This is a genomic window from Streptococcus lactarius (genome assembly GCF_016642265.1).
Classification (GTDB): domain Bacteria; phylum Bacillota; class Bacilli; order Lactobacillales; family Streptococcaceae; genus Streptococcus; species Streptococcus lactarius.
In genome coordinates this window covers 35,615-50,668 of record NZ_MRXX01000005.1, presented here as the reverse complement: position 1 = coordinate 50,668, position 15,054 = coordinate 35,615, and the positions used below count along the sequence as shown (strand labels likewise).

The 15,054-nt window shown below is 44.0% G+C and carries 16 protein-coding genes; 6 read left to right on the top strand and 10 right to left on the bottom strand.

The annotated features are described in order from the left end of the window. Window positions 1-241 precede the first annotated feature (241 nt). Window positions 242-1,378: an L-lactate oxidase gene (gene lctO / locus BTU61_RS04255; protein ID WP_200772462.1), complete on the top strand. Its 1,137-nt coding sequence runs from the start codon at window positions 242-244 to the stop codon at window positions 1,376-1,378. Between the two features lie 220 nt (window positions 1,379-1,598). Here lctO and nusB read toward each other — a convergent pair whose 3' ends face one another. The 7 genes from nusB to uvrA all read right to left on the bottom strand — a co-directional run bounded on the left by nusB (window position 1,599) and on the right by uvrA (window position 9,216). Beyond that, window positions 1,599-2,030 carry a transcription antitermination factor NusB gene (gene nusB, locus BTU61_RS04250; protein ID WP_200772461.1) on the bottom strand — a complete coding sequence of 144 codons (432 nt, stop codon included), beginning with the start codon at window positions 2,028-2,030 and terminating at the stop codon, window positions 1,599-1,601. Next, window positions 2,023-2,412, bottom strand: a complete 390-nt coding sequence (locus BTU61_RS04245) for an Asp23/Gls24 family envelope stress response protein (RefSeq protein WP_003005404.1) — start codon at window positions 2,410-2,412, stop codon at window positions 2,023-2,025. Before BTU61_RS04245 ends, nusB begins: the two co-directional genes overlap by 8 nt. Window positions 2,413-2,448: 36 nt before the next feature. After that, a complete protein-coding gene (gene efp / locus BTU61_RS04240) occupies window positions 2,449-3,009 on the bottom strand; it encodes an elongation factor P (RefSeq protein ID WP_187540072.1) in 561 nt (186 codons plus the stop codon). A gap of 147 nt (window positions 3,010-3,156) precedes the next feature. Then, a complete protein-coding gene (locus BTU61_RS04235; protein WP_200772460.1) occupies window positions 3,157-4,263 on the bottom strand; it encodes an SPFH domain-containing protein in 1,107 nt (368 codons plus the stop codon). A gap of 8 nt (window positions 4,264-4,271) precedes the next feature. Beyond that, the gene (locus BTU61_RS04230; RefSeq protein WP_200772459.1) at window positions 4,272-5,270 is read right to left on the bottom strand and encodes a TIM44-like domain-containing protein; all 999 of its coding nucleotides are present in this window, start codon (window positions 5,268-5,270) and stop codon (window positions 4,272-4,274) included. Between the two features lie 56 nt (window positions 5,271-5,326). Continuing rightward, window positions 5,327-6,394, bottom strand: coding sequence for a M24 family metallopeptidase (locus BTU61_RS04225; protein ID WP_200772458.1), 1,068 nt, complete (start codon window positions 6,392-6,394; stop codon window positions 5,327-5,329). Further along, window positions 6,391-9,216, bottom strand: a complete 2,826-nt coding sequence (gene uvrA, locus BTU61_RS04220) for an excinuclease ABC subunit UvrA (protein ID WP_200772457.1) — start codon at window positions 9,214-9,216, stop codon at window positions 6,391-6,393. Before uvrA ends, BTU61_RS04225 begins: the two co-directional genes overlap by 4 nt. A gap of 122 nt (window positions 9,217-9,338) precedes the next feature. Between uvrA and BTU61_RS04215 the strand changes: the two genes are divergently transcribed. After that, window positions 9,339-10,283 (top strand): magnesium transporter CorA family protein, encoded by a 945-nt coding sequence (locus BTU61_RS04215; RefSeq protein ID WP_187540063.1) that lies wholly within the window; start codon window positions 9,339-9,341, stop codon window positions 10,281-10,283. Between the two features lie 27 nt (window positions 10,284-10,310). Next, window positions 10,311-10,988 (top strand): DUF1129 domain-containing protein, encoded by a 678-nt coding sequence (locus BTU61_RS04210; RefSeq protein WP_187540061.1) that lies wholly within the window; start codon window positions 10,311-10,313, stop codon window positions 10,986-10,988. 222 nt (window positions 10,989-11,210) lie between these two features. Here the strand turns inward: BTU61_RS04210 and rpsR are convergent, their stop codons facing one another. From rpsR to rpsF, 3 genes are read right to left on the bottom strand one after another with little or no spacing between them, the layout of a single operon-like run. After that, window positions 11,211-11,450: a 30S ribosomal protein S18 gene (gene rpsR, locus BTU61_RS04205; protein ID WP_000068664.1), complete on the bottom strand. Its 240-nt coding sequence runs from the start codon at window positions 11,448-11,450 to the stop codon at window positions 11,211-11,213. 41 nt (window positions 11,451-11,491) lie between these two features. Then, window positions 11,492-11,989 (bottom strand): single-stranded DNA-binding protein, encoded by a 498-nt coding sequence (locus BTU61_RS04200; protein WP_200772456.1) that lies wholly within the window; start codon window positions 11,987-11,989, stop codon window positions 11,492-11,494. A 20-nt stretch (window positions 11,990-12,009) separates the two neighbouring features. Beyond that, window positions 12,010-12,300 (bottom strand): 30S ribosomal protein S6, encoded by a 291-nt coding sequence (gene rpsF, locus BTU61_RS04195; RefSeq protein WP_003005040.1) that lies wholly within the window; start codon window positions 12,298-12,300, stop codon window positions 12,010-12,012. A 302-nt stretch (window positions 12,301-12,602) separates the two neighbouring features. Between rpsF and BTU61_RS04190 the strand changes: the two genes are divergently transcribed. Genes BTU61_RS04190 through BTU61_RS04180 form a run of 3 tightly spaced genes read left to right on the top strand, consistent with a single transcriptional unit; the run spans window position 12,603 to window position 14,932 of the window. Beyond that, complete coding sequence (locus tag BTU61_RS04190; RefSeq protein ID WP_200772455.1) at window positions 12,603-13,655, top strand: bifunctional glycosyltransferase family 2/GtrA family protein; 1,053 nt, start codon at window positions 12,603-12,605, stop codon at window positions 13,653-13,655. Beyond that, window positions 13,642-14,544: a phosphodiester glycosidase family protein gene (locus BTU61_RS04185; protein WP_200772454.1), complete on the top strand. Its 903-nt coding sequence runs from the start codon at window positions 13,642-13,644 to the stop codon at window positions 14,542-14,544. Before BTU61_RS04190 ends, BTU61_RS04185 begins: the two co-directional genes overlap by 14 nt. After that, window positions 14,525-14,932 (top strand): hypothetical protein, encoded by a 408-nt coding sequence (locus tag BTU61_RS04180; protein ID WP_200772511.1) that lies wholly within the window; start codon window positions 14,525-14,527, stop codon window positions 14,930-14,932. Before BTU61_RS04185 ends, BTU61_RS04180 begins: the two co-directional genes overlap by 20 nt. Window positions 14,933-15,054: the final 122 nt, after the last annotated feature.

The window sequence follows — 15,054 nt, the reverse complement described above, 5'->3', positions numbered from 1 at the left end:
GTGCGGAGGTGGGACGACGAAATCGAATTCTAACGAATGACCGATTTCTGTCCCACTCTCTATTTTGTGTAATGGATCAGTGTTAACCTGCACTTTCTTTTGGAACATAAGTCATTCTTTTATTTCATAATCTATGTTTAGATTGAAAATGACAGACAAATTTTTTGAAAATCGTTTGCAAATAAGTTAAGATAGGTGGGTAAGAAAAGAGTAACCGCTTACTTATGAAGGAGGACATTTTATGTCATATAAAACAAGCAATGCAGAAGGACCTGTAGATTTTATTAACACTTATGATTTGGAGCCTATGGCGCAACAAGTCATTCCAAAAGCTGCTTTTGGCTATATCGCTAGCGGAGCAGAAGATACCTTTACATTGCGTGAAAATATTCGAGCTTTTAACCATAAGCTGATTGTCCCTCATACGCTTTGTGATGTGGAAAATCCAATTACAGAAATTGAATTTGCAGGTGAAAAACTATCTTCACCCATCATTATGGCTCCAGTTGCAGCTCATAAATTAGCCAATGAACAAGGGGAAGTGGCTACTGCACGTGGGGTACATGAGTTTGGTTCCCTCTATACTACAAGCTCCTACTCTACAGTTGATCTTCCAGAAATTACGCAAGCCCTTCAAGGGACTCCTCATTGGTTCCAGTTCTACTTTAGTAAAGATGATGGGATTAACCGCCACATTATGGATCGCGTGAAGGCAGAAGGCTATAAAGCGATCGTCTTAACGGCAGATGCAACTGTTGGGGGGAATCGTGAGGTTGATAAACGTAATGGTTTTGTCTTCCCAGTTGGAATGCCAATCGTAGAAGAATACCTACCTGAAGGTGCTGGTAAGTCAATGGACTTTGTCTACAAATCAGCTAAACAACGCCTGTCTCCACGAGATGTAGAATTCATCGCTGAATACTCAGGCCTACCCGTTTACGTTAAAGGTCCTCAATGCCGTGAAGATGTTGAACGTTCTCTTGCTGCAGGTGCATCTGGTATCTGGGTAACCAACCACGGTGGACGTCAAATCGATGGTGGCCCAGCTGCCTTTGACTCACTTCAAGAAGTTGCTGAAGCAGTTGACAAACGTGTACCGATTGTCTTTGACTCTGGTATTCGTCGTGGGCAACATGTCTTTAAAGCCTTGGCTTCAGGAGCAGACTTGGTAGCTATTGGACGCCCCGTTATTTATGGCTTAGCTCTAGGTGGTAGCGTTGGTGTACGCCAAGTCTTTGAACACTTGAATGCAGAATTGAAGACCGTGATGCAACTATCTGGAACTCAGACGATTGAAGATGTAAAACACTTCAAACTTCGTCACAATCCATACAATCCAACTTTCCCAGTAGATCCTCGTGATCTGAAATTGTATTAATAAGAAAAGAGGGAGTGGGACAGAACGAATGTTGACTAAAAATCGTTCCTTGTCCCACTCTCTATTTGTTTTAGAGAGTACAAACAGGATGTACACGACTCTACTAAAAAGAGGTGTTTTTCAACTGTGGAGATTGATTGCTCAAGTGTAAAAACATTAAAAATTAGGTCCAAAATAGAGATTTCCTTCAATCAAAAAAGAGCCCGCGGGCTCTTTTATACTATGCTTCTGTCACAAATTGACTGAGAACACCATTGACAAAACGTGATGAAGTCTCATCTGAAAAGGCCTTAGCCAATTCAACCGCCTCATTCACAGCGACAATCTGTGGAGTGTCAAACTCTGTCATTTCATAAATGCCAAGGCGCAGAATATTTTTCTCCACCAAGGTCAAGCGTTCTACTGTCCAACCAGTCTTCAAATGTTGACCGATTTGTTGGTCTAATTGGTCTTTTGACTGATAAACGCCGGTCACGATATTCAAGAGAAAGGCCGGAAGATCAACTGTTGCATCTTCTGCCACGTCCTTATCATGCAGATAAGCAAAGCGACAAGCTTCGACAATGTCTCCATCGTACTCCAAGGCCATCAAGGCTTGGAAGGCACGCTCGCGTAAATCTCGACGTGATTCCAATAAAATTTCATCAGTCATTGAGGAAGTCCTCATTAAACAAGTCTTTCAAGTCTGGTTTTGGAGATTTTTCTGTTGCAATCCCTACGACATGAATGTTGACCGCATCCAAGGTGACATCTGCCATATCATACACAGCAGATTTCACAGCCTTTTGGATCGCTACTGCTACAGATGGTACAGCCACTCCGTATTCAAGGTAGAGATAAATATCCACTGAGACCTGACCGTCTTCTTCTGTATGAAGGTAGACGCCACGACCAAGTGAGCGTTTTGAAAGGCTATCTGACACGCTCTTATTTTCAAGAGAGTAAACTCCCTCTACTTTTGCCGTTGCAATCGCAATAATTTTTTCTAATACACGTGGTGCAATAACAATGTCACCAAATTGTTCAGTTGCCATAGAAGTTCCTTTCTATTTGACACCCTGAGAGGTCTCTTACGCACGAGAAACGTAAGTTCCTTCTGCAGTGTTGATAACGAGTTTTTGTCCTGCTTCGATGAAGTCTGGAACGTTTACAACAAGTCCTGTTTCCATTGTTGCTGGTTTTCCAGAACCAGTCACTGTAGCACCTTTGATCGATGGTTGAGTTTCTGTGACTGTCAATTCAACAGTAGTTGGTACAGTTACCCCAATCACTTCACTTCCGTAGAATTGAATTTTCACTTCTGAATTTTCAAGAATGTAAAGCAATTCATTTTCAACATTGACTACAGGGATTTCGTATTGGTCATAAGTTTCTGTGTTCATGAAGTAGGCTGTGTCGTCCATTTGGTACAAGTATTGGGCTGGGACAGTCTCAAGAATCGCTTGTTCAAATTTTTCTTCTGGACGGTAGCTTGTGTCAAATGTAGAACCAGTACGGACATCACGTAATTTCATCCGCATGATAGTATTTCCTTTACCTGGTTTGTGGTGACTTGCTTCCAAAACGCGAATCAATTTTCCATCTGCTGTGACAAACGTCATACCAGCTCTTAATTTACTTGCTTCGATCATGTTTTATTACCTCTTTTTTAAAAATAGATTACTCTTTATTGTAACACACTATTTGATTTTTCTCAAACAGCAATCTTTTCTTTTTAGGAAGGAAAGAGTGCAGAGACTAGCGATTGGAACCTCTACATCTCTGAGCCTAGTTCCCTTCTATTCGTCAACAGGGACAATATTACCATCCGCATCCTTAGTCACATGGACATATTTGCCATCCACCTCAATGTAGAAGGTTTTGGGCTTGTCTTGAGCTGGTGCTGCTTGTTGTTGCAGATCATTTCCCAGAGCTTGACCCAGATTCATCCCCATGATCATGTTCATGCCATTGCCACCTTCATTTTTGGCAGCTGCCACCAAGGCCTCATTGCGGGCGCGACGCTCTTCAATTTCAATGGTATTGTACTTCATCGCTGCCAATTCACTGTCCAGTTTATTGACCTTGGCCATACTATCAGCATCATAGCTCAGATCTTCGATCAGGACATTGGTTAATTCAATACCATATAGTTCTGACCACGTTTTGTTGACTTCGCGTTTTGCGACTTCATTGAAAACGTCTTGATCTGCATTGATATTGTAAATATCCGCCTTATTTTCAGCCGTATATTTTGAAAGGGCGACGGCAATTTTTGGAGCGAGGTTTTGGCGCAAGGTTCCCTGAGCTACATCTTCCAAGGTAAACGGTTTATCTGCCGTAATTTGGCGACTGACTGCACTGACATAGAAAAGAACCGGATCTGCTATTTTGACATCATAGAGGCCATAAAAGCGAATGCTCAGAAGCTGTTGGTAACGGTCGCTAAAGTACTCGACTGGGTTTTGAGTTCCAAATTTATTTCCTGTAAAAGGTTGCATCCGTACAAAAACAATTTCTTGTTGGGTCACCACTTGCCCACCAAATGAGAAACGATTCTTGAACTGGTCCCAAGTCCCTTTCACTCCGCCTTTTTCAAACAGCCAGGCATTCTCACCAGCTTGCCATTCGTGGCTTCCTGCTTCTAGAAGGTCTCCCAAAAAGGTTCCATTGTTGACTAAAAGAGCGACATAGCCTTGAGGGACAATGACGACAGAACCATCTGTCAACAGACCAGTATTTTGGTTGCTCTGGCGTGAGCGTCCGTCCGGATCTTTGGTCAACAGTTGTCCCTTGATGGCCAAAGCTGTTGCCGGAACAGCTTCTGGCAAGGTAATAGCTTCCTTAAATTTACTATCTTGAAAACTTGAAATGCCCGCTGAAAGGGCTGCTTTAATAAATCCCATATATTCTCCTATCTGTAGAATTCAATTTCATCCACAACTTCATAAACATCCAAGACCCAATCCTTTGGATTGTGTTTCAAGGACGCTTGGCAATATTCACACTTGTCGATCGTATCGATGGTCAGTGGCGCACCACAGTTCGGACAGTGATCACTTAAGACTTCCGAATTCTTAATGATCTCTGTCTGAGCCCCGTGTTCACGGAGAAAGACCATACGGTATACTGTAAAGAGATCTTTGGTCGGATCCCCTTCGATCACACGACCCGATTCATCGTCTCGGATGTAATCTCTCATGGTTGAAGACAAAATAACTTCGATGCGGTCATTGCCTTCTGGATTTTCGATAAAGTCTTTGATTTTAGAATTTTCAACACGCACGCGCTCTAGAACATTGGTCGTTTTTGCTCGAATATGCTCCTGCAACTGAGTCAAGTGTTGCTCATAAAGACTAGTACTTTCTAAGCTCCGCACGGAATTCCAATCTTTTTCTGTCCAAGCAGATTGTAATTGAAGGTAAACCAGCTTGACTTGTGACAAGAAGCGATCTTCATCAAACATTGGGTCCAATTTTCGGATACGGCGAATGGCTTCATAGTTGTTTTCAATTGGTCGACCAGCACGTTCCTCGGTTGTCCGTTTTGGACCACTGCCACTACTTGAATCCTCTGAGTCATTTGAAAGGCCACCATTTTGTTTAATGGCATTAAACACGAAGGCAAGCAAAACAATCATGATGGTAAGACCAGTCAAAAACCCAGATGACGAAACTGAATCTGACGAGCTATAACTACTTGAATCACTTGACCAGCTACTACGACCAGACCAGCTGCTATCGTTGTCCGACCAGCTACTGCCTCCACCAGACCAACTACTGCCCCCTCCACCTGAATCAATCAAGCTACTACCACCGCTATCTGTATTTCCAACACCAGCATGGGCGGAAGGAACGCATACAAATAAGAGAGCTGATAGAAGAATTCCCAATACTAAAATTCGTTTTTTCATAGGCCTCATTTCTTATCTTTGTTCGTTACACAAGGGTTAAGAAAATACTGTCTATTTTATAGGACAATCAATTCTTTAGGAGCAAGGGTCAAGACTTCACAGCCTGTTTCTGTGATCAAGAGGTCATCTTCGATGCGCACACCAGAGAGACCTTCAATGTAAATCCCTGGTTCATCTGTCAAGACCATCCCTGCTTGAATGGCTTCTTTAGACATTTGGCTAAAGTAGGGTTCTTCATGAATATCAAGCCCAATTCCGTGACCGATTCCATGAGTAAAGTATTGGCCATAGCCGGCTGCTTCGATCACATCACGTGGGATTTTATCAAAATCACGGAAGCCAAGTCCATCTTTAGCCGCAGCAATCAAGGCTTGATTGGCTTTCAAAACTGTTTCGTAAATTTCTCTTTCCTTGTCGCTGACATGTCCAGCATAGATAGTCCGTGTCATATCGCTGACATAGTGATCATACAAGCAACCAAAATCGAGGGTCAAGGCATCTCCTGCTGAAATCACCCGATCACTTGGAGTTGCGTGTGGCATAGCAGAACGTTCACCAGCTGCGGAGATGATATCAAAAGATACACCTGATGCTCCCAACTCCCGCATTCTAAAATCGAGGAAAGTTGCTGCTTGCAATTCTGTCGTTTGTCCCACCTTGATATAGTCCAAAATATCACGGAAGGCTTGGTCAGAGATACTACAAGCTTTTTTAATGGCCGCAATCTCTGTTTCATCCTTGATCAAGCGCAATTCCATCACAAAGTTCGTTAGGGATTGAAGGTTGATGCCACTGAAAACAGAAGCCATACGGGCATGGTAGGCCACCGTCACTTCGTCCTCAAAACCAAGTTCTTTGATTCCTAGATCTTTCACGATCTCTGCAGCTGCAGTCAGCTCATCACGGGTTTCTACGATCTCCACAAAGGGGAAACAAGTCGCATGGGCATGAATGGTGTAGCGCGAATCCGTAAAGAGGATCACGCGTTCTTCTGTCACCAAAGCCGTCCCGTTTGAACCCCAGAAATGGGTCAAATAATAGACATTTTTCAAATTGTTAATCAGTACCGCTTTAAGGTTTTTGGCCTTCATTTTGTTTCGTAAATTGTCGATCCGTTGATTCATTGTAATTTTCCTTTCAAATATTGTCCTGTATAGCTAACAGGATTTGCTGCGACTTCTTCAGGTGTTCCGGTTGCAATAATAGTTCCACCACCGACACCGCCTTCAGGTCCCAAATCGATGATGTGGTCTGCCGTCTTAATGACATCCAAATTGTGCTCGATTACAAGGACGGTATTTCCATCATCCACAAACCGCTCTAAGACTTGAATCAAGCGAGAAATGTCTTCGCTATGAAGTCCTGTCGTTGGTTCATCCAAGATATAGAAGGATTTACCTGTAGAGCGCTTGTGCAATTCAGAAGCCAACTTCATCCGCTGTGCTTCCCCACCTGAAAGGGTGGTCGCTGGTTGACCCAACGTTACATAGCCCAAGCCCACATCTTGGATGGTCTTGAGTTTGCGTTCAATTTTCGGAATGTGCTTGAAGAATTCGACTGCCTTATTGACCGTCATATCCAGTACTTCTGCGATATTTTTTTCCTTGTAGTGGACTTCGAGGGTCTCACTATTGTAGCGACGTCCATGGCAGACCTCACAAGGTACAAATACATCGGGCAAGAAGTGCATCTCAATCTTGATAATACCGTCACCAGAGCAGGCTTCACAACGGCCACCCTTGACATTGAAGCTAAAGCGGCCTTTTTTATAGCCCCGAATTTTGGCTTCATTGGTCTGTGCAAAGAGATCACGAATATCATCGAAGACGCCTGTATAAGTTGCAGGATTGGAACGAGGAGTCCGACCAATCGGGCTTTGATCAATGTCAATCAAGCGATCGATGTGCTCAATCCCCTGAATGGTCTTGTATTTCCCTGGTTTTTCCGAATTGCGGTTGAGCTTTTGAGCGATGGCTTTCTTCAAGATCCCATTGATCAAGGTCGATTTTCCAGAACCGGAAACACCAGTGACTGCGATGAATTTGCCCAGAGGAAAACGTGCTGTAATATCTTGTAAGTTGTTCTCACTGGCCCCTGTAATTTCAATAGAACGACCATTTCCTGAACGGCGCTCTGTTGGGACCGGAATCTTGCGCTTGCCGGACAAATACTGGCCGGTGATGGATTTACTATTACGAGCCACCTGCTTTGGAGTTCCCGCGGCAACGATCTCTCCACCAAAGACACCGGCACCTGGGCCGACGTCGATCAGGTAGTCTGCTTCTCTCATGGTATCTTCGTCGTGTTCGACGACGATCAAGGTATTGCCTAAATCACGCATCTTTTTAAGACTGGCAATCAGGCGGTCATTGTCCCTTTGATGGAGGCCGATTGACGGCTCATCCAAGATATAAAGGACACCAGAGAGATTGGAACCGATCTGGGTTGCCAAGCGAATCCGTTGGCTTTCTCCACCTGACAAGGTCCCAGCTGAGCGTGACAAGGTCAAGTAATTAAGACCTACATTGTTTAAGAAGGTCAAACGATCTTTGATCTCTTTTAGGATCGGTCTTGCGATCGTGGCTTCATTGTCCGTTAAAACCAGCTGGCCCACGGCTTTTAAGTGGTCCGCAATCGATAGATCGGACACCTCCCCGATATGCATTCCTTTTTCTCCACCGACACGAACAGAGAGAGCCTGGTCATTGAGACGGTAGCCATGGCAAGTCGCACAGGTCAATTCGTTCATATAAGAGCGCATTTGGTTGCGGGTGAAGTCACTATTGGTCTCACGGAAACGACGGTGAATGTTGTTTACGACCCCTTCAAAAGGAATCTCAATATCCCGAACCCCACCAAACTCATTTTCATAGTGGAAGTGGAATTCTTTCCCGTTTGAACCATAGAGAACCAAGTCCTTTTCTTCTTGAGTCAGATCTGAAAAAGGCGTATCCATATCAATGCCAAAATGAATCATGGCCTGCTCCAACATTTGTGGATAGTAGTTGGAAGAGATCGGATTCCAAGGGGCAAGAGCTCCTTCACGAAGGGTTAAGCGATCATCTGGTACCACCAAGTCCAAGTCCACCTCCAGCTTAATGCCTAACCCATCACAGTCTGGGCAGGAGCCGAAAGGCGCATTGAAAGAAAAGAGACGGGGTTCTAATTCAGGGACGGTAAAGCCACAGACTGGACAAGCATAATGCTCCGAAAAGAGCAGTTCCTTGCCATCCATGGTATCAATGACCACATAGCCATCCGCAATCCGAAGAGCTGCCTCAATCGAATCAAAGAGGCGCGAGCGAATGCCCTCTTTGAGTACGATCCGGTCCACCACCACTTCAATCGTGTGCTGTTTGCTTTTAGACAGTTCTGGAACCTCTGTTACATCATAGATCTCACCGTCTACCCGGACCCGAACATAGCCGTCTTTTTGCACCTTTTCAATGATATTCTTGTGCTGGCCTTTTTTCTTGCGGATAATGGGAGCTAAAATTTGCAGGCGCTGGCGCTCTGGTAATTCCAAAACTTGATCGACAATTTGCTCAACTGAAGAAGCGGTAATCGCTCCATGCCCGTTGATACAATAAGGCGTACCGACACGCGCATAGAGCAGACGCAGGTAGTCATTGATCTCAGTTGCTGTCCCCACAGTGGAACGCGGATTTTTACTGGTGGTTTTTTGGTCAATGGAAATGGCTGGACTCAATCCGTCAATCGAATCCACATCTGGTTTTTCCATATTTCCCAAAAACTGACGGGCATAGGCTGATAAGCTCTCCACGTAGCGACGCTGACCTTCAGCATAGAGGGTATCAAAGGCCAGACTGGACTTTCCAGATCCAGACAAACCGGTCACCACGACTAATTTATCCCGTGGAATTTCCACATCTATATTTTTTAAATTATGGGCACGGGCCCCATGAATGACAATTTTATCTTGCATATTCTTACTCTAATCACCTTTTTGTTAACCTCCATTATAACAAATTTTTTAGTATTCTTTTATCCAAAACCGTCCTTTTTCTGATATAATGTTAAGGTGTAACAAAAAAAAGGGAGGGTACCATGAAACAGGTCTTTTTATCGACAACGACTGAATTTAAAGAAGTAGAGACACTAGAACCTGGTACCTGGATCAACCTTGTTAATCCTTCTCAAAGCGAATCAATGGAAATCGCTTCTGCCTTTAATATTGATATTGCAGACTTACGGGCACCGCTCGATGCGGAAGAAATGTCCCGTATGACCATTGAGGACGACTATACCTTGATCATCGTTGACGTCCCCATCAAGGAAGAGCGCAACAACCAGACCTATTACGTGACCATTCCACTTGGAATTATCCTGACAGAAGAGGCTATTATCACGACTTGCTTGGAGAAATTGCCACTTCTCGACATCTTTATCCACCGGCGTTTGCGCAATTTCTATACCTTTATGCGGTCGCGCTTTATCTTTCAGATCCTCTATCGTAACGCTGAACTTTACTTGTCTGCGCTTCGTACCCTGGATCGAAAGAGTGAACAGATTGAAAGCCAATTGCACAAATCAACACGTAATGAAGAGCTGATTGAGTTGATGGAGTTAGAAAAAACCATCGTCTACTTTAAGGCCTCACTGAAAACCAATGAGCGCGTGATCAAAAAATTGACCAGCGCCACCAGCAACATCAAGAAATACCTAGAAGACGAGGATCTATTGGAAGACACCTTGATCGAAACCCAGCAGGCTATTGAGATGGCAGATATTTATGGAAATATCCTCCACTCCATGACTGATACCTTCGCATCGATCATCTCCAACAACCAGAACAACATTATGAAAACCCTGGCCATGGTAACCATTGTCATGTCCATTCCAACCATGATTTTCTCAGCCTACGGGATGAACTTCAAGGACAATGAATTACCGCTCAATGGAGAACCAAATGCCTTCTGGCTCATCATCTTTATTGCCTTCGCCATGACCGGCTCCCTCGTCGTCTACTTGATCCATAAAAAATGGTTCTAACCAAACTTGTCTATCAAAGGAGTAACTATGTCTCACACAGACCTTCACCAACTTAGTAAGAAAAATCAAGAATTTATCCGTATTGCTAAACACCAATTGCTTGAAAATGGGAAAACGGAAGAAGAAGCAGAAAGCCTCATCCAGGAAATCCTTCCAGCCATCCAAGAAAATCAAGGAAAAGGGATTCCGGCACGGACTCTTTTTGGAGCTCCAACCGTATGGGCTAATTCCTTCAGCGAGAAAGAACGCTATGAAAAAGAGCATCCTGCTTTGAACGATGCTCCTTCCTTGATGATTTTGGATTCCTTCCTCTTTATCTTTGGTGTCTTTGCTGCAATCAGCGCCTTTATGAACCTAATTGCACCGCACCGTTCTGCTTATGGCTTGATCACTTTGATCCTCGGTAGTTTGACAGGGGCTCTGCTCTTGTACCTCATGTACTACTTCTTCTATCAGTATATGGACGGCACCAAAGATCGCAGCGAACGCCCTTCTCTTTGGAAATCCATGCCGATTCTTGTTGGAGTCATGTTCCTTTGGGTGATCGTTCTATCCCTCACCTCTCTACTTCCAAAATTCCTCAACCCAACCATTCCAGATGTCCTTGCTATCGTATTGGGAGCATTGGCCCTTGTCCTTCGCTACTATTTCAAAAAACGCTACAATATCAAAAGTTCGAGCACAGCACCCGCAACTCGACGCTAAAAATAAACAAAAGATCAGATCTTATGCTGATCTTTTTTGATCCGTTAGACAAAAAAAGACCCGTCAGGATCTGAAAAAGAGGTCCCCCGGACCTGAAAAAAAGACCCACCAGGGTCTTACTCGCTCTTACATTTCCAGGCTCGTGAAAAAAAGACCCGTATGGGTCTTAATTCGCTATCTTATTTTCAAGCTCATGAAAAAGAGGTCCCCCGGACCTCTTTTTTAATCTTCGTTTACGAAAGGCATCAAAGCCATTACGCGAGCGCGTTTGATAGCTGTTGTTACTTTACGTTGGTTCTTCGCTGAAGTTCCAGTTACACGACGAGGAAGGATTTTCCCACGTTCTGAAACGAAACGGCTAAGAAGCTCAGTATCTTTGTAATCGACATATTCGATTTTGTTTGCTGCGATGTAATCAACTTTTTTACGGCGTTTAAATCCGCCACGACGTTGTTGAGCCATGTTTAATTCTCCTTTATAGTTTTAATTCGTTAAACCCATTCTTAGAATGGAAGATCGTCATCTGAGATGTCCATTGGATTGGCTCCAAATGGATTTTCCTCACGACCAAAGTTTGGTGCTGCATTGCTTGGTTCTGATCCACCAAAGCTTGGGGCTGCATTTCCAGCAAAACCACCGTTGCCTGATGAATAGCCACCAGCTGCATGCCCTTCGCGTGCTGCACGGCTTTCCAATAGTTGGAAGCTGTCTGCTACGACTTCAGTGACATAAACACGTTGACCTTGCTGGTTTTCGTAATTACGTGTTTGAATGCGACCGGTAATCCCAATCAAAGCACCTTTCTTAGCCCAGTTGGCTAAGTTTTCTGCTTGCTGACGCCAGATCACACAGTTGATGAAATCAGTTTCGCGTTCTCCATTTTGACTCTTGAAGTTGCGGTTTACAGCTAGGCTGAAAGTAGCAACTGCTTGGTTACTAGAAGTGTAGCGAAGTTCAGCATCACGGGTCAAACGACCGACAAGTACAACATTGTTAATCATAAGTCACCTCGAATGATTTCTTACGCGTCAACTTTAACGATCATGTGACGAAGAATGTCACCGTTGATTTTTGAAAGACGGTCGAACTCGTTAAGAGCTACAGCGTCGTTCGCTTCAACGTTTACGATGTGGTAAAGTCCTTCACGGAAATCTTGGATTTCGTATGCAAGACGACGTTTTTCCCAATCTTTTGATTCAACAACAGTTGCACCGTTGTCAGTCAAGATAGAGTCGAAACGTGCTACCAAAGCGTTTTTAGCTTCTTCTTCAATGTTTGGACGAATAATATAAAGAATTTCGTATTTAGCCATTGATAATGTTCCTCCTTTTGGACTAATGACCCCAAGTCTTTGCATAGGGTAAGTGAGGTTTACTCACAAGAAACTATTATACCAGACTTTTCTAGTAAAGGCAAGGATTATCTGTAAGATTTGAAAAAAGCTTTTCGATAAGACCAATCATCTCAACGGAGTGTGGTTCGAAATCATGACATTTTATAGAAGAACCTCTACCCCTTTTCCACTTCCTTTCCTTAAAGAAAACTGATATCAGTTAGCTTTAAGCTTGAGTCTTTATACTAGCTTCAACAAATCTCAAGAAACGAGGAACGATTATGAATTATCTTATCATCCCCGCCTATCAACCGGATCTGAATCTTATCAAATTGGTTCGCTTGGTCCATGCTAAAGGTGATCTCGAAATCATCGTGGTTGACGATGGTAGTGACGCTGACAAGAAAGTGATTTTTGATAAATTGGAAGGTCTTGCGACAGTCCTGACCCACGAGCACAATCAAGGAAAAGGTCAAGCACTCAAAACCGCTTATGCCTACATCCTAGAAAGAGGTACCTATGGAAGCATTGTTACAGCTGATGCAGACGGTCAGCACAAAATTTGGGATATTTTCAGAGTTGTTAACCAATCTCAAGAGCATCCTGGAACACTTATTCTAGGCACCCGTGCCTTCTCTGGCAAAGTTCCTTTGCGATCTGCCTTTGGAAATAAATTGACCCGTTTCCTCTTCAAACAGCAAACTGGAGTGGCAGTTAGCGATACTCAGACTGGCTTACGGGCCTTCACTACGAATCTCTTGCCTTTCATGCTGGAAGTCGAAGGACAACGCTATGAATATGAAATGAATGTTCTCCTTGCAGCAAGTAAAGCCTACCCGATTCTGGAAGTTCCGATCGAGACGGTCTACATCAATGACAATGAAGGTTCCCACTTCCGTCCTGTTCGAGATGGCCTCCTGATCTACAAGGACATGTTCAAGTTCGCCTTATCTTCCCTAGGTAGCTTCATGGTTGACTATTTGGTTTACGCCTTCTTCCTCTTTATTTTGATGTCCGTACCGATTAGCCTCCGGATCCTTCTTGCAAACGGGATTGCTCGTGTGACCAGCTCCATCTTTAACTACTCGACCAATAAACGCCTCGTCTTTAAAAACAAAGACAGTGTGACCCGAACGGGAAGTGGATACTTTGGCCTTGCTCTTGGCCTCTTCATTTTTGACACCCTCTTGATCCGACTCTTCTTCACTGCTTTTGGGCTCAATCTCCTCATCAGTAAGATCATCGTCGGTCTCCTTCTCTTTCTGGTCTCATGGTTTATCCAGAAAAAAGTTATCTTCAAAGAAAGGATTGCTACTCAAAATGAAATTCTTTAAAAAATCCTATACCTACGCGGCTTGCTTTGGTCTGATCCTGACCAGTACCTTTAGCTACTCTGTCCTCAAAACCTTCGTCTTATCCGACGCCATCCAAACTGTAAAAGCGACAACGACGGACACCAAGGCAGCTAAAAAAGCGGCTGCCTCTGCAAAAACGACAGACACCAGCTACTCAGACGACAATGTCCAAGTGACCTTAACAGAAAAAACGGTGAACAATACCCAAGTTTACGTAGCAGATATTACCGTCAGCTCGTCAGATTATCTGAAAACAGCCTTTGCTCAAAATACCTATGGGACTAACGTGACAGCCAAGACCTCTGTCACGGCGGCTAATAACAGTGCCATTCTAGCGGTCAACGGGGACTATTACGGTGCCAACAGCACCGGATACGTTATCCGAAACGGAGTGGTCTATCGCGATACCGTTCGGGAAGACGCTAGCAACGGAGACCTAGCCATTTATAAAGACGGATCCTTCAAGATTATCTACGAAGATGAGATCTCCGCAGATCAATTGGTCAAAGATGGTGTTGTGAACCTACTTGCCTTTGGTCCTTCCCTGGTCGAAAATGGTGAGGTCACTGTGGACACGAACTCAGAAGTTGGACAATCCATGGCATCTAATCCACGAACAGCCATCGGAATCATCGATGAAAATCACTACATCATCGTCGTCTCAGATGGCCGGACTTCAGAAAGTGAAGGACTATCTCTCTACCAATTAGCAGAAGTGATGAAGTCTTATGGCGTTAAAACAGCCTACAACTTGGATGGGGGTGGATCTTCGACCCTCTACTTTAACGGAAAAGTCATCAACAAACCTACTACAAATGGTACTATCTCAGAAAGGGCGGTGAGTGACATTGTCTACATCGGTTACTAATCCCATTAAAAAACGCTTGAAAAAAACGATTCTTTGCTACACTCTTCTTACGGTTTTCTTCTTCGCTGGAAGTCGCATCTATGAACACTTTAGTTTTGGCGAAACCTCTGCCTTCATGCACTACCTTTTCTTGATCCCTTTGATCGGTGGCACACTTCTAGTAGCTCTACAGCTCTTCGTCAAAGGCCTCTCTCGCCTGAGTCTCAATCTTTGGAATTCCGGAGTGGCTACTCTGACAGCAGGAGCCCTCTACCGAGGGATTGTCAATCTCTCCGGCCGCTCCACCACAATGGATCAGCCCTACTATTACGTTGGCTTTGCCTTTCTAGCACTGGCTCTGATCAGCCTCTTCTTTGTTCGCAGTATCTGGGTGGAGAAGATAACCTAAGACATGAAAAACGTCCGTTTCTTAAAAGAACGGACGTTTCAGATTGAAGTCAAAGTATTCTGAGAAACTTTCCTTAGGTGAGAACGGACGTCAGCGAACTTCTTCAAAGTTCCATGACTTAG

Excerpts from the sequence above, each read along its gene's own strand:
- BTU61_RS04235 (WP_200772460.1), bottom strand. The coding sequence starts at position 4,263 with ATGGGATTTATTAAAGCAGCCCTTTCAGCGGGCATTTCAAGTTTTCAA.
- lctO (WP_200772462.1), top strand. The coding sequence starts at position 242 with ATGTCATATAAAACAAGCAATGCAGAAGGACCTGTAGATTTTATTAAC.
- uvrA (WP_200772457.1), bottom strand. The coding sequence starts at position 9,216 with ATGCAAGATAAAATTGTCATTCATGGGGCCCGTGCCCATAATTTAAAA.
- BTU61_RS04230 (WP_200772459.1), bottom strand. The coding sequence starts at position 5,270 with ATGAAAAAACGAATTTTAGTATTGGGAATTCTTCTATCAGCTCTCTTA.
- efp (WP_187540072.1), bottom strand. The coding sequence starts at position 3,009 with ATGATCGAAGCAAGTAAATTAAGAGCTGGTATGACGTTTGTCACAGCA.
- BTU61_RS04185 (WP_200772454.1), top strand. The coding sequence starts at position 13,642 with ATGAAATTCTTTAAAAAATCCTATACCTACGCGGCTTGCTTTGGTCTG.
- nusB (WP_200772461.1), bottom strand. The coding sequence starts at position 2,030 with ATGACTGATGAAATTTTATTGGAATCACGTCGAGATTTACGCGAGCGT.
- BTU61_RS04200 (WP_200772456.1), bottom strand. The coding sequence starts at position 11,989 with ATGATTAACAATGTTGTACTTGTCGGTCGTTTGACCCGTGATGCTGAA.
- BTU61_RS04245 (WP_003005404.1), bottom strand. The coding sequence starts at position 2,412 with ATGGCAACTGAACAATTTGGTGACATTGTTATTGCACCACGTGTATTA.
- BTU61_RS04210 (WP_187540061.1), top strand. The coding sequence starts at position 10,311 with ATGTCTCACACAGACCTTCACCAACTTAGTAAGAAAAATCAAGAATTT.
- BTU61_RS04215 (WP_187540063.1), top strand. The coding sequence starts at position 9,339 with ATGAAACAGGTCTTTTTATCGACAACGACTGAATTTAAAGAAGTAGAG.
- BTU61_RS04190 (WP_200772455.1), top strand. The coding sequence starts at position 12,603 with ATGAATTATCTTATCATCCCCGCCTATCAACCGGATCTGAATCTTATC.
- rpsR (WP_000068664.1), bottom strand. The coding sequence starts at position 11,450 with ATGGCTCAACAACGTCGTGGCGGATTTAAACGCCGTAAAAAAGTTGAT.
- rpsF (WP_003005040.1), bottom strand. The coding sequence starts at position 12,300 with ATGGCTAAATACGAAATTCTTTATATTATTCGTCCAAACATTGAAGAA.
- BTU61_RS04225 (WP_200772458.1), bottom strand. The coding sequence starts at position 6,394 with ATGAATCAACGGATCGACAATTTACGAAACAAAATGAAGGCCAAAAAC.